The sequence below is a fragment of the Peribacillus sp. NPDC094092 genome, assembly GCF_050279365.1.
GTDB lineage: Bacteria > Bacillota > Bacilli > Bacillales > DSM-1321 > Peribacillus.
Genome location: NZ_JBNNUC010000002.1, coordinates 777,691 through 799,631, shown reverse-complemented (window position 1 = coordinate 799,631; position 21,941 = coordinate 777,691). Strand labels below are relative to the sequence as shown.

The following is a 21,941-nucleotide window of genomic DNA, read 5'->3' as shown; positions in this document are numbered from 1 at the left end:
CATTTTTAGCATATAAATCAGGCAGGCCAGCATACGGCTTGCCTTTTTTATCTTTCAAAAAGCATAAAAAAAAGCGAGGGCATCAAATGCTCCCCGCTTCCTGACAAAAGAATATAGATTTACCGCACGCTAAAGAATTTTTTCAATTTGGACATGAAGCCCTTTGGTTCGCTGCCAATTGGAGTCAAGGGCACAGATTCACCAAGGATCCTTCTCGCAATGTTCCGATAGGCAAGCGAAACTCTATTGTCCGGATTATAGGCAATGGGCTCCTTTTTATTCGCTGCCACAATGACTTGGTCATCATCAGGAATGACGCCGATCAAATCAATCTTAAGAAAATCGGCAACACCATCGATATCCATTTCTTCATCCTCATGCAGCAAATGGCCGCGTATCCGGTTGATGATCAATTGAGGCGGTTCAATATGCTCTTCTTTTTCAAGCAAGCCAATAATACGGTCCGCATCCCTGACAGCCGGTCTCTCTGCAGTCGTAACGATGATTGCCTTATCCGCCCCAGCTATGGCATTCCTGAAGCCCTGTTCTATGCCTGCAGGGCAATCAATGATGACATAATCATAGTCAGGCTTCATATCGCTTATGAGTTTCCTCATCTGCTCTTCATTCACCACTGTTTTATCACTATTTTGTGGAGCAGGAAGCAAATAAAGCAAATCCTCGAAATGTTTATCCTTAATGAGCGCCTGGTGTATCTTGCAGCGCCCTTCGACCACATCGACCAAATCATAGATGATGCGATTTTCCAATCCCATGATCACATCCAAATTCCGAAGACCAATATCCGTATCAATCAAGCAAACCTTCTTGCCTAGAAGAGCTAAAGATGTTCCTAAATTGGCGGAGGTGGTCGTTTTCCCGACACCACCCTTTCCGGATGTTATAACTATTGCCTCTCCCACGATTAGAGACCCCCTTCTAATCTATTTAAATTAGGTCTATATTTCTTTAAGACTTGCAGTTTTTCTATAATGATATTTTCTTCTTCATCCATGAAGGCACATTCCAAGTCATGTCCCCATTTCGTATATTGGTCAGGAGATAAATTCACTTGCCCGGCAATGCGCAGCTGGGCAGGTTTCATGACGGAGGCTGCTATTATGGCCTCATTATTCCCTTTATAACCGGCATGGGCTATTCCCTTTAGCTGTCCCATGATATATATGTTGCCACCCGCACGAACCGTTCCGTCGGGATTGACATCCCCAATCAATAGTAAGTCTCCGGGAACTTCAAAAACCTGTCCCGACCTTATGACCTTGGTCACGGTCGTCACTTGGTTTTCATCTTTCCATCGTTTCGCTTCATCCTTCGTCAGGACGTTCGAAATCATCTCATCGACGAAAAGCTTCTTCTTTTTATGGATGACCTCTTTAATCTTTTCTTCTTGTTGTTCATCAAGATAGCGGTTCCCTGTATGTACTTTTACGGAAATGGACGGGTCATTTTCTTGAAACTGATAGTTTGCCGAAAGCTTCACTTCTAACTCTTTCAACAATTCGGAAAATGAGCAAGAATCATCGAGATGAAGCATAAACCCGTCTTTTGTTCCCTTAATCATCACATTTTGCTGAATTCTTTTATTCATGACGTTTGTTTCACCTCAATGAAATATAATTCGACATAGGAAAACAAATTTCCTTTTTCTACGTACACGGAAAAGAGAAAATACATTTCCCACCTGCTTCTCAAGACACAGGAATGTTATTCCGTTTCTCTTTGCAAATCAAGCTTTTCAATCATTCTCTTTAAAGGATAGCAGCTGATGATAATGAACGCTAGATTCAATAATAACGTCGGAATCAATCTCCGTTCCGCAAATTCACCAAATCCCATATCTGCAAAAGATAGGATGATATTCATCTGAAAGATGACAACCTCTAAAATTGCCGTGAATACAAGTGCAGTAAGGCAGGCAACCAATATATTATTTTGCAGGATTTTCATGCTTTTCGATATCAAGTAGGCAAGAAAAGGCAGCAGGAACATGTAAATCCCAAGGATTTCCGTATATACAACATCATAAGTTAACCCTAGAATAGCCCCATAAAGCATACCCATTTTCCTGGACCCGTACATGGTCAGGAAAAAAACGAATATCATCATGAAATGGGGCACGACAATTTTATCGGCCCCGAATGCATCTCCAGCGAACATCTGGGCGAAGATGCTTTCAAAAACAAAAAAAACCAAGGCTATAAAAGAAAGGATGAAATATCTCACTCAGCTTCATCCTCCCCTTCACTTTCTTTCGGTGCACCGTCCACTTCGCGCTGAACGACCATAACATTATTAATATCATAAAAATCCGTCGAAGGTTCAATATATGCGGTCTGGTTCAATCCATATTGATCCACTTTGACATCGACAACTTTCCCGATCAGCAGGCCTTTCGGAAAAATCCCTCCATAACCGGATGTGATGACCAATGAATTTTTCTTGATCTTTTTATCATATGGAATCCGTTTCATCAGCAAAAGGTTCTTTTTATCATCGAATCCTTCAATCAAGCCATATGCTTTATCATCGCCTTGAACGATGGCTGAGACACGGTTGGCTTTATCGATCGAACTTAAAAGTTGAACCGAGGCCGTGAAATCCGTCGCTGATTTCACCTTACCGACTAACCCATTGGACGTGATGACTGCCATGTTTTTTTCTACCCCATTACGCTGCCCTTTATTGATCGTCAGCATTTCATGCCAGCGGTCGGGATTACGTCCAATGACCGTCGCCTGAGTTGGCGAATACTTCCGCAGGTCATCTTCTTTTTTGAGGTTATCGCGAAGTTCTTCATTTTCTTCCTTTAAATCTTGGACTTGCGTTTTCAATAATACATATTCATCCAAGCGGGCTTTCAATTTTTTGTTTTCATCGTATGTATGTTGAAGGTCTTTTAAGCCCCCTACAAAACCTGTTATACCCGATACTGGCTTATTAAACACATTTCCTACCCAGCCTGTCGTATCTTTCAGGAATTGCTCCGGCCAAGTCAACTCTTCTCTCTCCCTTAATGAAAAACCGATCAATGCCACGAGAACGATAATACTAACGAGCAAGAGAAGGAGTTTTTTATTAAAAAACTGTGGCATGGTGATACACCTCTATCTAAAATTTACTCTATGGTTTTAAAATTACACTATGGATTTAATTAAACAGCAAAGCATAAGAAAACCGGCTCAAAATTGCACCTTTTGTTGAGCCGGCCCTATTTGAGAAGTAATGCTTATCGCGAATCTCTTGATTTAGTCTTGAATAAATGAATGTGGTCCAGCGCTTTCCCCGTTCCAATTGCAACACAATCCAGTGGATTTTCAGCAATGATCACCGGCATTTGCGTTTCTTCACTGATGACTTTATCCAAATTGCGCAGCAAAGCACCCCCGCCTGTCAATACAATGCCTCTGTCCATGATGTCAGCGGCCAATTCAGGTGGTGTTTTCTCTAAAGTGTTTTTCACGGAATCCACAATAGCAGAAACTGTGTCGCTTAATGCTTTGGATATTTCCTCAGCTGTGATTTCGATCGTTTTCGGTAATCCAGTCAATAGGTCACGGCCGCGAATTTCCATGTTTTCTACGCCTTCCGTATCTCCAGCAGAACCAATTTCCATTTTGATCGCTTCAGCAGTACGCTCACCGATCATCAAATTGTAGTTCTTACGGATGTAAACGATGATGGCATCATCCATTTCGTCACCGGCAATGCGGATCGATTGGCTTGTAACGATTCCGCCAAGGGAAATGATTGCCACCTCCGTCGTTCCTCCGCCGATATCAACGACCATGCTTCCTGTAGGCTCCCAAACCGGAAGGTCCGCACCGATCGCTGCTGCAAACGGTTCTTCGATAGGATATGCGTCACGGGCTCCAGCTTGTCTGGCTGCATCGATGACTGCACGCTGCTCAACTGCCGTAATTCCAGAAGGCACACAAATCATGACATATGGCTTGTTGCCGAATACGCCCTTCTTTTGAGCTTCCTTCATATAGTACTTCATCATGGTAGCCGTCGTTTCATAATCGGCAATGACTCCATCCTTCATCGGGCGAAGGGCAACCACGTTACCAGGTGTACGGCCGATCATGTTTTTCGCATCGTTTCCGACTGCAACGATTTGCTTTGTATCTGTTTGCACAGCCACAACCGATGGTTCACGTACCGCGATACCTTTTCCTTTCACATAAACAAGCGTATTCGCCGTTCCTAAATCAATCCCTATATCTCTAGCGCCAATTCCAAACATTATGGTATCTCCCTTTCGTAAACAAAAATGCCTTTTTATAAGTTCAAATAATAATTTGTCGTTTTTTGACAATAAGACCCTTTGAAAAAGTTTCCTCTTTTAAAAATCATAAACAATATTATATCGTATCGTCAAAAATTTTGATAGTGTCATAAATAACCTTTTTCCTTCAAACTAACATATTTATGTTCCCCGATGATGATGTGGTCCAATACTTCAATCCCGATTATTTTACCACATTCGACTAACCTTTTCGTCACTTCGATATCTTCTCTGCTGGGAGAGGGGTCTCCGGAGGGGTGGTTATGAAGACAGATGATAGAGGCGGCGGACCTTTTGAAAGCCTCTTTAAAGACCTCGCGCGGATGCACGATCGAGGCATTGAGGCTGCCGATGAATACCGTGGTTTTTTGAAGCACTTGATTTTTCGTATTTAAATAGAGACAGACGAAATGTTCCTGTGATAGAAACCGCATTTCTTCCATGCAATAATTGGCTCCATCCTCGGGAGATCGAATCACATAACGGTCTTGATCATTCAAATTGTTAATTCTCCTGCCAAGTTCGACAGAGGCCAGGATTTGAATCGCTTTTGCTTCACCAATCCCTTTGATCACGGTCAGTTCTTCCACAGAGGCTTCCTTTAGCAAGCGCAGGCCCTTGAAGGAATTGATGAGCCTGCCGGATAGTTGCAGGACTGACTCCTCCCTTGACCCCGTCCTGAGTAACAAAGCAAGCAATTCCTGATTGGAGAGACTTTGCGGCCCGTCCTGGAGAAACCTTTCGCGGGGCCGCTCTTCTTTCGGGTAATCCCGTATTAACATTTTTTCGCTCAAAAGACCAACCCTTCCTTGGAAAAGGGAAGATGCCAGACGAAATCTTCTTATCTTATCCTAACTCTTCCTGCATCGCTTTAAGTTCCCGGGCCAGTCTTGAGACCGGAAGCCCGACGACTGAGAAATAGTCCCCTTTGATTTGTTCGACAAGAAGAGATCCGTATCCTTGAATCCCATAGCCGCCAGCTTTGTCAAAGGGTTCCCCGCTATCCAGATAACGTTCGATTTCAGCTTCTGGCAGCTCCCAAAATGTCACTTCCGTTTTTTCTGCGAATACTCTGCGATTCTTGCCGAATAGGATGGCAACACCTGTGTATACTTCATGTGTCCGTCCAGATAACATTTTCAGCATCCTTTTTCCATCCGCCCGGCTTGTCGGCTTACCCAATATCTCACCATCAAGGACAACAACGGTATCCGAGCCGATCACCCAGCTTTCCTGAAACTTTGCTGCGATGGCTTCCGCCTTACGGGAGGCAAGTTCTTTCACCGCTGCATCAGGACACATGTTTTCATCAATACTTTCATCGACATTGGAATTCATGCTTTCAAAGGGGATTTGAAGAAATTGTAGAAGTTCTTTACGACGTGGTGATGAAGAAGCTAAAATCAATGGCTGCATAATATAAAAGTCACCTTTCTTTACATAGGGAGATACAATATCTATCCTATCAAATAATGTTGCAATCCACAATTATTGTTTACTAGGAATCGACAAATGCCTGTAAGTATTTCCCGGAAAATAAAAAAGGTGTCATAGATGGTTTCATATTGGGGAGCTTGTCCTATTAGGCAGCCCCCCTTTTTTCTTTCCTTAACTCGATAAGTTTTGGAAATTCAATAAAAAATCAAGCAGACTTTCTTGAGCCTGGAAAAGCTTTTCTTCATTTTTGGAAGTCTCATATTCGTCAATCGACTTAGCGGCAGCAGTCAGGTCATCGTTCATTTTCGAGAACTCCGGCGATAATTTAACCGCCTTCAGTTCATCCATGTTTTTTTTCAAGGTTTCTTCGTTTACGGTCCCTTCCTTTCCACGAAGCTTTGTTGCTGATGTTTCTGCCAACGAAGCATAAACTGCTTTCATCTTTTCGAGGGTTTTCTCATCTTCCTGGCTTGTCCCAGCCGCTTCTAAATTGATTTCCTTCCAAAATACGTCCACATCATAGGACTTTAAAAACAAGGCCAGCTCTTTACTTGCAGCTAGACTCTCTGCCGATCCCAAGAATAGATAATAGCTGTCTTCCAATTTGAAAATTTCAGCGGGAACCTGCTTTTCAATGATTTTCTTTTGTATTTGCCTTGCTGCATCCTCGCTACTGAATACTCCCCCCTGTACAAGGAATGTCTTCAGCTGGTTTCCTGGTTCAGTCACTGCCGCTTTCTTATCCTCCACAGTGGCTTCCGTTGGAATCGGGGTCTCGACCGAAGATACTTCGGCTTTTTCCTTTGTGATCGTTTTAACGGCGATCAAGCCGAGAATCGACCCAAAAAAAACGGCACAAATGACAGCGATCATGAATGTCTTGAACGGTCTTTTATCCGAGCTTTTCAGCGAACTGGTGCCAAACCCGATGAACTTCGGCAGTTTCTTCTTCGGCGGTGACGGAACCAATACGATTTTGTTTTCGATTGAATCTTCAGGGAGTATCCATTCGAAACTCTCATCTGTGTGTTCCTGTTCGTTCTCCTTGCCCGCCGCCTCTTGACTTTCAATCTTTTTATCTGGAAATACTTTTTCTTCCCCATTTATTTTAATCGTTACACCCTTGCTTTGTTCCGGCTTGCCCAATTTTTTTCCTCCCCTCCAAATCATTTTGTTCATCCTAACATAGAGGTAAAAAAAAATAACAAGACTTTTGTCGTCTTGTCATTAATAGGTTTCGTCAAATTTCCCTATTCATATATGGGTAACCAAACAGGAATTCCAGATACCGGTACTTCTGGTTCATGAACCACTCACTATCGTCTCTCACCAATTACATACATTCCTCTTTCATGTCATCTTCACTTGCAGCCATTTGGGGATAGTTCCCTACTTCGCTATTGTCCAGGTGATTTTTGACAAATTCCTCTTGCATCAGGATGGCCCTTTAAGCTCATCTTAAAAAAGTTACATACCAATGTAAAAGGGAATCCCCCCAAAAATAAGCAGTCAATGTCCCAAAAACGATATACGGTCCGAAAGGAATAAGTGTTTTCTTTTTTAGGATTCCGGTCAGCAATCCGATGATGCCAAGGAATGCCCCATAAAAACAAGCAAAAAGAAACGATAATAGCACCATCTTCATTCCCAATACAAAGCCAATCACTGCAAATAGTTTTATATCACCGCCGCCCATGCCACCCTTGCTCACGACAGCGATCAATAACAGCAGGCTAAAGCCAACCGCTGCCCCGACAATTGAATCCCACCAGGGCGACAGCGGAAATGGGACTCTTAGAACGATAAAAATCACCGTAAAGAAAAGCAGGATTTTATCAGGTATGAGCATATAGACGACATCCGTCACGAAGATGATCATAAATAATGAAATCAATGTCCAGCCAATCAAGAGTTCATACGACCAGCCAAGGAATATGGGGGCAAAGGTAAATAAAACACCGGTCAGCATTTCCACTGCCGGATAAAGGGGTGAAATCCTTGTTTTACAGCCACGGCATTTCCCTTCTTGCAACATATAAGAAATAACCGGCATCAACTCGAGGAATGTCAATGTACGCCCGCAAGAAGGACAGGCGGAGCGACGATTCGCAAATGAATGACCAGCCGGAACACTTAAACCGACAACGTTGAAGAAGGAGCCTAAAATTAAGCCCAAAACAAAGAGATAGATATGGATAACCATCATTTATACATAGTGTATGAGGATTCGATTGCCTTTCTTTGCAACCCTGATATAAAAGTCCCTTCCGCTATGTAATAATCACTTCGGTTCTTCATGACTATCATTCCCCCCGTTATTTTATTAAGTAGATCCTACTATTCATCAGTCATATAGAATCAATATATAAACATATTTTAACAAATATACTTGGTGATTTGTTATCAATCCCTCTATTAGAGTTTTTTCTTTTCAAGGGACTCTGTTTACATGGAAAAGGAACGCAGGCCCCTTTCCTAAATTTTAGGCGTTTGTGCAATTTGAACGTTGCATTCGATAAAATTAATTAGTCCGCCGATAAAGGCACATCCCTTTAGGCATCTTCTCTGATTAGGAACTCCCTCACAAGTGAAAGGAAATGAAGGGAACCTGTGATGACAAGAATCTCTTTTCCTCCTGTTTTCCTTCTTCCCTCCGTTATTGCCGCCTGCCAATCCGTGTTTATACTTTTATTTGGATGACTGCACTTTGCATAAAGTGTTTTCGCATCCGCCGCCCGTTCATGGTCGAATTCGGTAATGATGATTTCCAACGCTTCCGTTTCCAGTCCATGAAGCATCTCGGAATAGTTTTTATCCTTAAATGAACTGAATACAAATCGGTACTTATAGTCGGGGTAATGCACTTTAAGCGTTTCCTTCAGTACCTCGATGCCGGCAGGATTATGAGCACCATCTATGATCACCAATGGCTCATCCGATATTTTTTCAAAGCGGCCATCCCATTTCGCTTCCCCTATTCCTTTAAGTATGCTTTTTTCATCGATATTTTCCATTCCTAATGTGACAGCAGCGATGGCCAGTGCCGCATTCTCCATTTGATGGCGGCCTAACATCCGCATTTCCACATTTTCGATGGACCTGTCTGAAAGCGAAAAGGAGAAACTTTGCCCTCGTTCACTTTGCTTTATTTTGCCTACATGAAAGTCTTTGCCTAATTGGTAATACGGCACGCCTAATGACGACGCTTTTTCTTCAATTACTTTTGCTGGTTCCCCGGCTGTGACTCCGCTGATGACAGGTGCCCCGCTTTTAATGATGCCCGCCTTCTCAAAAGCAATTTCCCCAAGTGTGTTTCCCAGGATGTTCGTATGTTCCAAAGAAATCGAGGTAATGATCGAAAGAAACGGCTGGATGACATTCGTTGTATCGAGCCTGCCTCCCAAACCGGTTTCCATCAAAACCAAATCCACTTCCTTTTTGCTAAAATAAGAGAATGCCATCGCAGTCAAAATTTCGAACTGGGTGGGACCATTCCCCTTAGTGTCCATCTCTTGAATGATCGGCCAAAGCTCCCGGAAGACAGCAATAAAATCCTTATCATCGATTTCATCCTCATTTATCTTCAGCTGCTCATTCATCCGTATTAAATAAGGCGAAGTGAAGGAAGCGACCCGAATGCCTTGGGCAAGCAAGATTTCTTTAATATATTGCAGTGTTGATCCTTTCCCGTTGGATCCTGCAATGTGAATATATTTCAGCAGCTTGTGCGGGTCACCTAATTCAGTTAACAATGCTTCCATCCTTGATAGGCCGAAATTCATGCCCAATTGAACTTGGCGCCTTTCAAAAAAATGATTGATTTCTTTCATGGTTGTAACCATTATCGTTGAGCCTCCTCTTTCTTTATACCGCTCTTATGCGTTAAGATTATTTTATCAATATATGAACGATTAACCTAGATGAAAGGTAGTGTTTTACCATGAAACCTTCAGATTTCCACTGTTGGATTGTCGTTAATGGCTATTTACAGCATGATAAGTTTTCGAGTTTGGCTTTGTTCATTAAAGAGGCTGCTGAAAGGAAAGGTATCATGGCAACCCTTATCCGCAATTCAGATCTCATTCCCTTAATCGAAAAAGGAGTGCCACTGCTAAAAGGTGCCTTTGATAAGCTGCCTGATTTTGTCCTGTTCATGGATAAAGACATTCATTTGGCGCGCCATTTGGAATTGCTGGGCATTCCAGTATATAACAGCAGTACAGCAATCGATATTTGCGACAGCAAAGCCAAAACACATCAAGCATTGACCGGTTATGGCATACCGATGCCGAAAACCATATTTCCCCCTTTTACGTATGAAGGGATTGAAAGGGTCCATATGGATGCTTTCATGCAAATCGGCAATGAACTTGGGTATCCCCTTATCGTTAAGGAAGCATACGGATCTTTTGGGGAGCAAGTATATTTAATCCAAACAGAGGATGAGTTACTGAAGACGATCCGCAATCTTGGCCACAAACCATTTATACTCCAGGAATTCATCGAGCACAGCAAAGGTCGTGATATTCGTGTGAATGTCGTGGGCGATCAAGTCATAGCAGCGATGCAACGCCATTCCGAGCAAGACTTCCGAGCTAATATGACGGCCGGGGGGCAGGCTGCACCATATACGCCCACTAGTGAAGAAGCACATCTTGCCATCCGATGTGCGCAGATTCTCGGTGCCGACTTCGCTGGCGTCGATTTGTTGTTCGGTGAAGAAGGTCCGCTTTTGTGCGAAGTGAATTCGAATTCGCATTTATTGAATATTTATGAATGTACAGGCATCAACATCGCTGATAGCATGTTCGATTATATCTTGAAAGAATTAGGAAAAGGAAGTGCATCTGATGAAAAACCAAACAGGCTGGTTGATTTATAACCGTGAGGATGCCTTGAAAAATAAGGGATACATAGATTGGATGCTTGACGAAGCAAGTAAGCTTGACCTTGATTTACACTTTCACTTTCGGGAAGACCTTAGAATCGGCCATCGTTTCAACGAGTTGTATGTGGAACATGGGACAAAGCCCATTTCATTGCCGGACTTTGCCATCGTCCGGACCATCGACCCTTTTTTTACAAAGCAACTTGAGCAACTGGGGATTGCTTGCTTCAACTCCTCCTTCGTATCGGAAATCGCGAACGACAAAGCAAAGACGCATCAATATTTGTCCTCACTGGGGATTCCAATGGCAGATACCGTATATTGTAACGGAAGGCCGAGTGCCGATGACATGGAGTTCCCTTTCATTGCTAAAGAAACACATGGCCGCGGCGGGAAACAAGTATATTTAATCGAGCATGCCGATGATCTTGCCGAACTGAATGATGGAAACTGGATCGTTCAAAAACCAGGCTTATTCGGAAGGGATATCCGCGTCTTCGTGATTGGGAAACAAGTGAAGGCTGCTGTACTTAGGGAATCCGCATCCAGTTTCAAGGCAAACTATACACTGGGAGGATCTGCTTCTCTATATGAGCTGACTGCTTCTGAATTAGCCCTTGTTGAAAGAGTAGTGGAGTCGTTTGATTTTGGCCTGGCCGGTATCGATTTCATATATGCGGAAGATGGCAGCCCCATGCTCAACGAAATCGAGGATGTCGTCGGCAGCCGGACATTAAGTGCACTAAGTGATATGAATATCGTACGGGAGTACCTTACATTCATAAAAGGAAGAATATCGTCCTAACTGAGTATTTTTCTTGAATAGCGATTACACACAAAAAGGATGAACCGGCTTCAAGCTGGTTCATCCTTTTGTTTTACAGTTGTTTCAGTTCGCTGATCCTGTGGATTACGGAGTCACGTTTTTCGCTATAGTCTTTTTCCTTGGCACGCTCTTCTTCGATGACGCTTGCAGGCGCCTTTTTAACGAAGCCCTCGTTGCCCAATTTTTTCTGTACGCGCTCAACTTCTTTATTAAGTTTGTCGAGTTCTTTTTCAAGACGTTTCACTTCTTCGTCAATATTGATCAGTCCTGTAAGCGGAAGGATTAGCTCTACACCAGTTACGACAGCTGTCATGGCTTGAGCAGGTTCTTCGACTTCGATTCCGATCGTCAATTGTTCAGGATTACAGAAACGCTCGATATAGCTGCTGTTTTTCTTTAATGTCCCTAGGATGGACTCATCTTTCGCTTTTAAGATCAAATTGATTTTTTTGCTTAGCGGTGTGTTCACCTCAGCACGGATATTACGGACGGCGCGGATGATTTCAACAAGCAGCTTCATTTCCTCGGCTGCAGCTGTATCCGTCAACCCTTCATACACTTCCGGCCAAGCGGCAACAGTGATGGACTCACCTTGATGCGGTAGGTTCTGCCAGATTTCTTCGGTGATGAAAGGCATGAACGGATGTAACAATCTCATCGTGTTATCCAGTACATAAGCCAAGATCGAGCGCGTCGTTTTCTTAGCTGCTTCGTCTTCGCCATATAGCGGAAGCTTCGCCATTTCAATATACCAGTCACAGAAATCATCCCAAATGAAGTTGTAAAGCACACGGCCCACTTCACCGAACTCATAACGGTCCGCAAGTCTGGTTACGTTTGAAATCGTTTCATTCAAACGCGTCAAGATCCATTTATCGGCTACAGACTTCTCACCGCTTAAATCGATTTCGTCATAAGTCATGCCATTCATGTTCATCAAAGCAAAACGGGATGCGTTCCAAATCTTATTGGAGAAGTTCCAAACCGCTTCCACTTTTTCCGTGCTATAACGAAGGTCCTGGCCTGGCGAGCTGCCCGTGGATAAGAAGTAGCGCAGGGAATCGGCACCGTATTGATCGATGACATCCATCGGATCGACACCATTTCCAAGCGATTTACTCATCTTGCGCCCTTGTTCGTCACGAACCAGTCCGTGGATCAGCACGTCTTCAAATGGACGTTCGCCCGTGAACTCAAGTGCTTGGAAAATCATCCTCGATACCCAGAAGAAAATGATATCATAGCCTGTCACAAGCGCGCCGGTTGGATAGTAGCGTTGGAAATCGACACTGTCCTTGTCAGGCCAGCCCATAGTCGAGAACGGCCATAATGCCGAGCTGAACCATGTATCCAGAACATCTGTATCTTGTTCCCAGTTTTCAGCGTCCGCAGGCTCTTCGTGACCTACATACACTTCACCCGTTTCTTTATGGTACCATGCAGGAATGCGGTGACCCCACCAAAGCTGACGGGAAATGCACCAGTCACGGATATTTTCCATCCAATGCAGGTACGTTTTTTCGAAACGGTCCGGTACGAAATGAACTTTTTCCTCATCGGTTCCCTTTTGAAGCTCAACAGATGCATCAGCCAACGGCTGCATTTTAACGAACCATTGGGTCGAAAGATATGGTTCAACAACAGCACCGCTTCTCTCTGAATGCCCTACTGAGTGAAGGTGATCTTCGATTTTGAAAAGTACTCCTTCTTCCTGAAGGTCCTTAACGATTTGTTTCCGGCATTCAAAGCGGTCCATGCCTTCATATTTTCCAGCCTTTTCATTCATCGAGCCATCTTCATGCATGACAAGGATGCGCTCCAAATCGTGACGGTTCCCGATTTCAAAGTCATTCGGATCATGAGCCGGAGTGATTTTGACCGCGCCTGAACCGAATTCCATATCGACATAATCATCACCGACAATCGGGATTTCACGGCCTGTGATTGGCAAGCGGACCATTTTTCCGATCAAGTGTTTATAACGATCATCTTCAGGGTGTACAGCAACGGCCGTATCGCCAAGCATTGTTTCTGGACGGGTGGTGGCAATTTCAATTTCACCTGATCCGTCAACCAACGGATATTTCATATGGTAAAATGCGCCCTGCACATCTTTGTAAATAACCTCAATATCGGATAACGCCGTTTTCGTGGATGGATCCCAGTTGATGATATATTCGCCGCGATAAATCAAGCCCTTGTTATAAAGCGAAACGAATACTTCGCGCACAGCTTTTGAAAGCCCTTCATCAAGAGTGAAGCGTTCACGTGTATAATCAAGTCCAAGACCGAGCTTTGACCATTGTTCACGGATATGGCTCGCATATTCCTCTTTCCATTTCCATGTCTCTTCGACGAATTTTTCACGTCCAAGGTCATAACGGCTCACGCCTTCCGCACGAAGCTTCTGTTCCACTTTCGCTTGAGTGGCGATACCGGCATGGTCCATGCCAGGCAACCATAAAACGTCATAGCCTTGCATCCTCTTCATCCGCGTCAATATATCTTGAAGCGTCGTATCCCAAGCGTGGCCAAGATGAAGCTTACCTGTCACGTTAGGCGGCGGGATGACAATCGTATATGGTTCTTTTTTATCGTCACCAGTCGTTTCGAAAAACTTTCCGTCAATCCACCATTTGTAGCGGCCTTTCTCTATCGTCTGCGGATCATATTTAGTCGGCATAGAAATTTGGTTCTCTTCCATATCATTTCCTCCTTTTAGGGCATAAAAAAAACTTCCATCATCACAAAAGGACGAAGGAAGTTGTTCGCGGTGCCACCTTTTTTCCGAAAAAGATAACAATCTCTTTCGGCTCTCAAATCGGATAACGGCTCTTCACCGGCCTTCGCTACTAAGAGGTTCACGAAGACTGCTCGCGGACGACTTCGGATGCTGCTGCCTGGAAACCTCGCACCAATTTGGTTTCCTCTCTGAAAAGTGCATTTCATCTTACTATTTCCGGTCTTTGCATTGATTTATATTCATATGTAAAATCATTGAATGCATATAGTATATAGTACAAAAAACATGGGGCCCCAGTCAATCATCTTTTCGCTTACTTTCTCAGGAATCATCCCATTTGATGCCATTCAAGTTCATTTTCTTTATTTTATCCTCAAGGAACAGTGAATGTGACGGCTGTTTCACCTTTTCCGCTGCCCACCCATAGAATATAAGAAGTCCTAAAAAGGAAGGTAATAATATGAAGCGAAGATATTCTCCCTACACTTTACCGCCTTGGGTGAAGAAAATCCGCGGTGTCTGCCAGCAGTTCATCGTCCCCTTTATCGTGTTCCAAGGATTACGTACGCTGATTTTCCCGACTTTCTTCGATATGCTCCTGCTAATCGCCTTTATTTTCCTAGCCATGTCTTTGTATTTCGACTGGATTTAAGTATTCCCTTACAGCAAAAAAATATACATGACTGGAGATGATCCAATCATGTATATTTAGCTTGGGGGTGATTGTTCTGCTTTGGCAGCCTCGGCAGCAGCCTTTTTCTGCTGTTCGATTTCTTCGATTTTCATCACCATGTATTCAATATTTTTCAAAAGCCAATATTGCCGCTGCAGTTGTGTAACATTATCAAGCTCTGAACGATGGCCCCTGCCATCGGAGTAACCCTTCACCAATTCCAAAGCTGACCCAGGGAATGCCAGATAACTTTGCATGAGCAGCAATTCTTCTTCTTTCAACGGAAAATAACGAAAATAGTTATATAGCCAGTCAACGCAGTCATCGCATTTGACAGGATAGGTCCTGGCCGATTTAACGAGAAATGGCAGTAAATCGAAATGCGGCGGAGCCGTATTCGAATTCTCAAAATTGATGAAGTAGCCATAACCTCGCTCATCATAAACGAAATGCTTCATGGAAACCTTTCCGTGCGTGACCACGGTTCGAACCTTTTCACTATCCTTCGTTTTTTCATACCAGGTTTCAAACTTCTTGATCGAGTATTTCAGTGCCTGTGAAATATCCGTGTAGAAAGAACAAACCGTCAGTTCGAATGGAGACATATACCACTTCTTTTCACAGCTGACAATATACTCATCGATAAAGTCCTTCTCGTTATTCCAGGTATCAAGCGTCCGCTCATAATGGGCTTCTCGTTCCTCGATATCCACTTGTATTTCCTTAACGGAAAGTGTATGCATCCGAGCGAGCTCCCTGAACATTTGCTTATGTTTCTCATCGCGCTCCCCGTCCCTTTCATTATTGAGCCAGGGCATCAGGTAATACAAACGTCCATTATGGAGAACGGCGTACCGCTGATCCATCGTTTGATAAATGGGAACGATCCGGTTATAGCCGCGATGGTACAATTTTTGAACATTCTTGATAAAATCAATGCCGTTCTGCGGTAACATGGATTTCAAGGCAAATGTACCGCGATCACTGTATACTTTTTTTACACGCCCGAAGTCCTCAATATATTGTACATACATGGCATATTCCTTCAATACGGTCTCCGTGTCCAGATCCCGAATGGCAGGCTGCTGATTCTCGTTTTCCCTCACGAGACTCACTCACTTTCTCTAAAAAAACTAAACGATCCGATTCCTCTGGCACCTAAAAAACAGGAGCAGACCATATGCTCTGCTCTCTGTCCTGGTCAATTCTTATATGCAACCGCCTTCGGTATATAGATGACTTGCCCTTCATGGACGTTCTGATTCGACTCCAATTCATTGCTGAAAAGTATCGATTGAACCGTAACATCATATCGTTGAGCCAAATCATCAAGCGTTTCCCCTTGCTGAACAATGCAAACCTTCATCCTTACCAGTTCTTCTTCTTGTTTCCGTCCGAATAAATCCATGATGGATGGCTGCTTTTCATCATGATCGGCCGTTTCTTTATCATCACGTTCCGCGGCTTGTTTCCTGCCTTTGAAATTCTTACCCTCCTTAGCCGGAGGTGCTGGTCTTTCCCTCTTTTTGAATAGATCGCTAATGGACGAATTGGATTCTTCTTCCTGCTCCACCTTCACATTCTCATTAAGGATCGGACCCGCTGCAACGTCATCTTCTCCCTGCCTGATGACATCCTCGGTTTCTAAATTTGAAACCGGGCCATTTTGATGCTTGGTTGCATGATTTGGCTCTTCTACTACTTCTTCTCTCAATGTCACCTTAGGAATCTCCATGGAATCCTGCTTGCTTGGTACTTCCTCCAGTTTCGCCTCACCCATTGAAGGTACCTTTTCCGTGGAGTCAGGCGGATCGCCAATTACCTCTTCCTCTACAGCTTCTTCCTCTCTATGCACTTCCGTTTCCCACTCCTCCTCTTCAGGATATGGTGAAACGGGCATTTCAAAAACCGGGGCATTATGCTGGTCGCTTAAATAAATCGGTTCCTCTTCTTCCTCTTCGTTTGCTTCAGAAACTCGTTTGGATTCTGCAGAAAAAGGCGCGTATAACTCTTCTTCCTCCTCATCACGGAAAACAGGCTGAAAATCCGGGATTGGCGGCACTGCAGCGGCATATGGGATATAGGATTCATTTTCCCCATCCGTTTCTTCCTGTTCCTCTGTTTCCCCAACTTCCTGCTCGGTATCGAAACGTTCTTCCACATATGAATCATTATAGATTCCGGTTATCAAAAGGTCCGCCTGCAATTTCAAACAGTTATGCTCTGGCATGGCATAATCAAAGCTTTGAATCGAGACATCGACCTCATCCAATGAGGCAATCCGATTATTCGGAATCGTTATATCAACCGGAAAACGGTGTGTGAACTCATTAAGTCCATCGAGGTGCCTCTCTACCTTTTGAACCGCTTTTGGCAAAAAGGTCTGCGAGAACTCCTCTTCTTCACCATTTTGCGAGCCTTTGTATTCACCGCTTAAATCCAACGAGCCTCGTATAAAAACATATTGATCACTTTCTTGAATCGCCACATTTGGATCAAGGGAAATGGAATATAGCTCAGCCACTTCCTGTCCCTTCTGGAACCAAACGGATTCCTCTAAAGAAAATCGTAAATACGATTCATTTTCTTGCGACAAGACAACTCCTCCTTTCAGCTTCAGGAAACGGTACCTATACCAATATCAATCTATGAAGGAAAGAAGCTGATTATTCCAATATTTCATTTGCCATACACCTTATATTTCCTAAGCCTTTTAAAAAAGGAGATTCAATTTCAGGCTGAAATTAAGCTGGGTAGTATCAATCGACCTGAAAAATCCGGGATGCTTCGGGCTATCTTCATTCGGGACTTCTATCAATTATTTCTACCTTCCTCCGTATTAATCCGATCTTCTACCAATTCATTCTGCCTTCAACATTTGATTCGTCTCTTCCATTTACTGATTGAATTCAAAAAAACTGGCTACCTTTCTCCAAAAGTCTTTGGAAAAATGGTAGCCAGTTCAAATTTATTATTATCTAATCTAGCGGTAGTTCATGAAGCCTTGCATCATTTTTTTAATTTGGCAAAAGCCTTTTCTGCCGCTGCAATGGTCTTTTCGATATCTTCATCACTATGTGCAGTGGAAAGGAATAAACCTTCAAACTGTGACGGCGGCAAGTAGATGCCTTGATTCGCCATTTCCCTATAGTAAGAAGCAAAGAACTCTAAGTCGGATGTTTTAGCTGTATCATAGTTTATGACTTCTTCATTAGTAAAGAAAAGTCCAATCATGGAACCTGCACGGTTGAATGTATGTGGCACTCCGTACTTTTCCGCTGCTTCCCCAATTCCTTTTTCGAGCATATCCCCTTTTCGGGTGAACTCATCATAGGATTCCGGAGTCAATTGGCTCAGCGTTTCAAGGCCGGCCGTCATTGCAAGAGGGTTACCAGACAATGTCCCAGCTTGATAGATTGTCCCACTCGGGGCAATTTGTTCCATGAATTCGCGCTTGCCTCCGAATGCTCCGACAGGCAAGCCGCCGCCAATTACTTTACCAAGGCACGTCAGGTCAGGTACGATGCCAAAATAACCTTGTGCACAATTATAGCCGACACGGAACCCTGTCATAACTTCGTCAAAGATCAATAGCGCCCCGTACTGGGTCGTCACTTCTCGTAAGCCTTCGAGGAAACCAGGTTGTGGCGGAACCACGCCCATGTTCCCTGCAACAGGTTCTACGATGATGCAAGCGATGTCTTCGCCAAATTGTTCAAACGCATATTTGGTTGCAGCAAGATCATTATATGCTACGGTAATCGTATTTTTTGCAATGCCTTCCGGTACTCCCGGGCTATCCGGCAGACCTAATGTTGCAACGCCTGAACCCGCTTTGATTAGCAATGAATCGCCATGGCCATGATAGGACCCTTCGAATTTCAGGATTTTATCACGGCCTGTAATGCCTCGTGCCAGCCTTAGTGCACTCATCGTCGCTTCGGTTCCTGAAGAAACCATCCGGATCATTTCAATCGAAGGCACCCGTTCAATGACCAACTTGGCCAGTTCATTCTCAATCAGCGTAGAAGTTCCAAAGCTTGTACCTGATTCCGCTACCTTTTTCAATGATTCCACGACACGGTCATTCGTGTGACCCAGGATAAGCGGTCCCCATGAAAGAACATAGTCGATATATTCATTTCCATCGATATCATACATTTTTGAGCCTTTCCCACGCTCCATGAAAATGGGATCCATATCCACAGATTTGAAGGCACGTACCGGGCTGTTCACGCCGCCTGGCATCAAATTTTTTGCTTCGGCAAACGCTTTTTTCGATTTTTCATATGACCGCATGATTCAATCCCCTTTTTCCATTACAGGTTATATTTTTTATATCATTGATTATCTTCGTTTATCCAGCGTGCAACCTCTTTTGAAAAATACGTAATGATCAAGTCGGAACCTGCACGTTTCAAACCTGTCAGCATTTCCATCACTATCGCTTTTTCATCAATCCAGCCATTTTGGGCAGCAGCCTTAACCATTGAATATTCACCGCTGACATTATAGGAAACAACCGGAAGATTAAAGTTATTCTTAACGTCCCTGATGATGTCCATGTAGGAAAGGGCTGGCTTCACGATTAGGAAATCCGCACCTTCAGCAACATCGGATTCAGCCTCACGGAAGGCTTCAAGGCGATTGGCGGGATCCATTTGGTAAGTTTTCCTGTCGCCGAATTGTGGCGCACCATTCGCAGCATCCCGGAATGGGCCGTAAAAAGCCGAAGCATATTTCACCGCATAGGACATGATCGGAATATCTTCATAACCCGCTTCATCCAGACCTGTACGGATGGCCGCAACGAAACCGTCCATCATATTGGAAGGCGCAATGATATCGGCTCCGGCCTCAGCCTGGCTGATTGCCGTTTTCGCAAGAAGGTCGAGAGAAGCGTCATTGAGGATGTTTTCCCCTTCAACGACTCCGCAATGGCCATGGCTTGTATACTCGCAAAGGCAGGTATCCGCAATGACAATAACTTCAGGATATTGCTTTTTAATAAAGCGGGTTGCCTCTTGCACAAGTCCGTTGTGATGAAAAGCCCCTGTGCCCTGTTCGTCCTTATCATGATCAAAAGGGACACCGAATAAAATGACTGATTTAATTCCCAGACTCACGACTTCATCCATTTCGGCCCCCAAATTATCCATGGATAGCTGATAGATGCCTGGCATGGAGTTGATTTCATTTTTCACATTTTCCCCGTCGATGACGAAGATCGGATAGATCAAATCCTCTTTATGCAGTTGTGTTTCACGGACTAACGCCCTCATGCCAGCACTTGCACGCAAGCGGCGATGGCGATTGAATGGAATGTTATTCATTTTAAAGTTCCTCCCTTTTTATTTCTAATCGAGATGAAGCGTATTAACGCCGCAACCATGGCATCCGTCGTATAAACATCTGGACAGACATCGACGGACAGCCCATGTTTTTCAGCCGTTTTAGCGGCAATCGGCCCGATGCAGGCGATGATGATCCGGTCTATGTATGTATCCAATTCATGGCGTTTCATGATTTGTAAAAAATGATTGACCGTCGATGAACTCGTAAAGGTTATGATGTCGACTTCATGGTTCTTTATAAGATGCACCAGTTTTTTTTCACTGCTTCGGGGAAGCACTGTATGATAAATAATCACTTCATCACAGGATGCACCAGCATCATTGATCGCCTCCGCAATGACTGCCCTTGCGAGATTTCCTTTTGCCAGCAGCACGCGAGCCCCCGGAACAAGCCGTGTATTGAACTCCGCCACGAACCCTTCGGCAACAAACTGAGCCGGAACGAAATCCGCCTCATATCCATGTCGTTTCAGGGCCGCTTCTGTTTTGGAGCCGATCACGGCTATTTTCGGAAGCTTTAAAGGCTTGTTTCCAAGAAGCTTAAAGAAGAAATCCACCCCATTTTGACTGGTCAGGATGATCCAGTCATATGAAAGCAAATCTTCCAACCGCTGTCTTACATCATCCATATGATCAGGAAGAGTGAACTCAAGCAATGGTACAAGGAGCGGCGTTCCGCCCTTTTTCTCGATCGACTCTTTTAAACCATCTGCCTGTCCTTTCCCTCTGGTGATTAATACCTGATAATCCTTAAGGGGTTGAACGGGATTCATTACTGATCAAGCTCTTCTTTTACGCGATCGATCAATTCTTTACCGCCCATTTCGCTAATCTGTTTGGCAGCAGCATGCCCAACCGCCTCGGGATCGGCACCCTCAACCATTTCTTTATAAATCACCTTTCCATCCGGTGCAGCGACCAAAGCCGTCAATGAAACGGAACCATCATCTTTTGCCACCGCAAATCCGGCAATCGGCACCTGGCATCCGCCTTCCATTTTATCCAAAAAGGCACGTTCCGCTTCAACCGTTCTTTTCGTTTTTTCACAGGTCAATTTCGCAAGTTCCGCCAACAGATCTTTGTCGTCTTCGCGGCATTCAATGGAAAGTGCTCCTTGCCCAACTGCCGGAATGCAAATATCCTCATCTAAAAATTCCGTAACGATGTCCTGCTCCCATCCCATTCTGGATAGTCCGGCCGCTGCTAAAATGATGGCATCATAATCTTCCGTTTTCAGCTTATTCAGACGGGTATCGATATTACCGCGTATCCATTTAATTTCAAGGTCCGGCCTTCTAGCCAAAATTTGTGCGCCGCGGCGCAAGCTGCTTGTACCAATGATGGAACCGGGCTTCAGTTCGGAAAGGGTTTCATGATTCTTTGAAATCAACGCATCCCGATGGTCCTCCCTCGGCGGTATGCAGCCAATCGTCAAGCCTTGCGGCAGCACGGCAGGCATATCTTTCATACTATGTACGGCCATATCAATTTCTTTATCAAGCATCGCTTGTTCGATTTCTTTAACGAATAAGCCCTTTCCGCCTACCTTGGAAAGTGTTACATCAAGGATTTGGTCACCTTTTGTGACAATTTCCTTCACCTCGAACTCGTAAGGAACCCCAAGCTCTTTAAGTTGAGCGATAACCCAATTCGTTTGGGTAATCGCTAATTTACTACGTCTAGAACCGACAATTATTTTTCTCATAGTTTC

20 protein-coding genes and 1 other annotated feature are annotated in these 21,941 nt (G+C 44.0%); of the genes, 3 read left to right on the top strand and 17 right to left on the bottom strand.

Features of this window, described 5'->3' with window-relative positions; genetic code table 11:
• Positions 1-119 precede the first annotated feature (119 nt).
• The 10 genes from minD to ACQKNS_RS12800 all read right to left on the bottom strand — a co-directional run bounded on the left by minD (position 120) and on the right by ACQKNS_RS12800 (position 9,588).
• On the bottom strand, positions 120-923 hold the full coding sequence (gene minD, locus ACQKNS_RS12845) for a septum site-determining protein MinD (protein WP_034308862.1): 804 nt from the start codon (positions 921-923) through the stop codon (positions 120-122).
• 2 nt (positions 924-925) lie between these two features.
• Positions 926-1,609: a septum site-determining protein MinC gene (minC, locus tag ACQKNS_RS12840; protein WP_063232834.1), complete on the bottom strand. Its 684-nt coding sequence runs from the start codon at positions 1,607-1,609 to the stop codon at positions 926-928.
• 116 nt (positions 1,610-1,725) lie between these two features.
• The gene (mreD, locus tag ACQKNS_RS12835; protein ID WP_427643362.1) at positions 1,726-2,244 is read right to left on the bottom strand and encodes a rod shape-determining protein MreD; all 519 of its coding nucleotides are present in this window, start codon (positions 2,242-2,244) and stop codon (positions 1,726-1,728) included.
• On the bottom strand, positions 2,241-3,113 hold the full coding sequence (gene mreC, locus ACQKNS_RS12830; RefSeq protein WP_427643360.1) for a rod shape-determining protein MreC: 873 nt from the start codon (positions 3,111-3,113) through the stop codon (positions 2,241-2,243). Before mreC ends, mreD begins: the two co-directional genes overlap by 4 nt.
• 134 nt (positions 3,114-3,247) lie before the next feature.
• Complete coding sequence (locus ACQKNS_RS12825) at positions 3,248-4,267, bottom strand: rod shape-determining protein (RefSeq protein ID WP_034308871.1); 1,020 nt, start codon at positions 4,265-4,267, stop codon at positions 3,248-3,250.
• Between the two features lie 149 nt (positions 4,268-4,416).
• Positions 4,417-5,091, bottom strand: a complete 675-nt coding sequence (radC, locus tag ACQKNS_RS12820) for a RadC family protein (RefSeq protein ID WP_053537324.1) — start codon at positions 5,089-5,091, stop codon at positions 4,417-4,419.
• A 64-nt stretch (positions 5,092-5,155) separates the two neighbouring features.
• A complete protein-coding gene (locus tag ACQKNS_RS12815; RefSeq protein WP_427643359.1) occupies positions 5,156-5,725 on the bottom strand; it encodes a Maf family protein in 570 nt (189 codons plus the stop codon).
• A 192-nt stretch (positions 5,726-5,917) separates the two neighbouring features.
• Positions 5,918-6,892: a hypothetical protein gene (locus ACQKNS_RS12810; RefSeq protein ID WP_427643357.1), complete on the bottom strand. Its 975-nt coding sequence runs from the start codon at positions 6,890-6,892 to the stop codon at positions 5,918-5,920.
• A 307-nt stretch (positions 6,893-7,199) separates the two neighbouring features.
• Positions 7,200-7,952, bottom strand: a complete 753-nt coding sequence (locus ACQKNS_RS12805) for a prepilin peptidase (RefSeq protein WP_427643356.1) — start codon at positions 7,950-7,952, stop codon at positions 7,200-7,202.
• Positions 7,953-8,298: 346 nt separating this feature from the next.
• Positions 8,299-9,588 (bottom strand): bifunctional folylpolyglutamate synthase/dihydrofolate synthase, encoded by a 1,290-nt coding sequence (locus ACQKNS_RS12800; RefSeq protein WP_427643354.1) that lies wholly within the window; start codon positions 9,586-9,588, stop codon positions 8,299-8,301.
• A 98-nt stretch (positions 9,589-9,686) separates the two neighbouring features.
• Between ACQKNS_RS12800 and ACQKNS_RS12795 the strand changes: the two genes are divergently transcribed.
• Complete coding sequence (locus ACQKNS_RS12795) at positions 9,687-10,628, top strand: ATP-grasp domain-containing protein (RefSeq protein ID WP_427643352.1); 942 nt, start codon at positions 9,687-9,689, stop codon at positions 10,626-10,628.
• The gene (locus tag ACQKNS_RS12790; RefSeq protein ID WP_427643350.1) at positions 10,597-11,439 is read left to right on the top strand and encodes an ATP-grasp domain-containing protein; all 843 of its coding nucleotides are present in this window, start codon (positions 10,597-10,599) and stop codon (positions 11,437-11,439) included. Before ACQKNS_RS12795 ends, ACQKNS_RS12790 begins: the two co-directional genes overlap by 32 nt.
• A gap of 73 nt (positions 11,440-11,512) precedes the next feature.
• Here the strand turns inward: ACQKNS_RS12790 and ACQKNS_RS12785 are convergent, their stop codons facing one another.
• Positions 11,513-14,164 carry a valine--tRNA ligase gene (locus tag ACQKNS_RS12785; RefSeq protein WP_427643349.1) on the bottom strand — a complete coding sequence of 884 codons (2,652 nt, stop codon included), beginning with the start codon at positions 14,162-14,164 and terminating at the stop codon, positions 11,513-11,515.
• 43 nt (positions 14,165-14,207) lie between these two features.
• Positions 14,208-14,436 (bottom strand) — a binding site (T-box leader).
• 227 nt (positions 14,437-14,663) lie between these two features.
• Here ACQKNS_RS12785 and ACQKNS_RS12780 point away from each other — a divergent pair.
• Positions 14,664-14,855 (top strand): hypothetical protein, encoded by a 192-nt coding sequence (locus ACQKNS_RS12780; RefSeq protein ID WP_427643347.1) that lies wholly within the window; start codon positions 14,664-14,666, stop codon positions 14,853-14,855.
• A 56-nt stretch (positions 14,856-14,911) separates the two neighbouring features.
• Here ACQKNS_RS12780 and ysxE read toward each other — a convergent pair whose 3' ends face one another.
• The 6 genes from ysxE to hemC all read right to left on the bottom strand — a co-directional run bounded on the left by ysxE (position 14,912) and on the right by hemC (position 21,935).
• Complete coding sequence (gene ysxE / locus ACQKNS_RS12775; protein ID WP_427643345.1) at positions 14,912-15,982, bottom strand: spore coat protein YsxE; 1,071 nt, start codon at positions 15,980-15,982, stop codon at positions 14,912-14,914.
• A 95-nt stretch (positions 15,983-16,077) separates the two neighbouring features.
• Positions 16,078-17,472: a stage VI sporulation protein D gene (gene spoVID, locus ACQKNS_RS12770; RefSeq protein WP_427643343.1), complete on the bottom strand. Its 1,395-nt coding sequence runs from the start codon at positions 17,470-17,472 to the stop codon at positions 16,078-16,080.
• A 413-nt stretch (positions 17,473-17,885) separates the two neighbouring features.
• A complete protein-coding gene (gene hemL, locus ACQKNS_RS12765; protein ID WP_098370061.1) occupies positions 17,886-19,175 on the bottom strand; it encodes a glutamate-1-semialdehyde 2,1-aminomutase in 1,290 nt (429 codons plus the stop codon).
• 41 nt (positions 19,176-19,216) lie between these two features.
• Entirely contained in the window at positions 19,217-20,209 is a 993-nt protein-coding gene (gene hemB, locus ACQKNS_RS12760) for a porphobilinogen synthase (RefSeq protein WP_427643341.1), read from the bottom strand.
• The gene (locus tag ACQKNS_RS12755) at positions 20,206-21,003 is read right to left on the bottom strand and encodes a uroporphyrinogen-III synthase (protein ID WP_427643339.1); all 798 of its coding nucleotides are present in this window, start codon (positions 21,001-21,003) and stop codon (positions 20,206-20,208) included. Before ACQKNS_RS12755 ends, hemB begins: the two co-directional genes overlap by 4 nt.
• A complete protein-coding gene (gene hemC, locus ACQKNS_RS12750; RefSeq protein ID WP_427643337.1) occupies positions 21,003-21,935 on the bottom strand; it encodes a hydroxymethylbilane synthase in 933 nt (310 codons plus the stop codon). The genes ACQKNS_RS12755 and hemC overlap by 1 nt, the downstream gene beginning before the upstream one ends.
• Positions 21,936-21,941 lie beyond the last annotated feature (6 nt).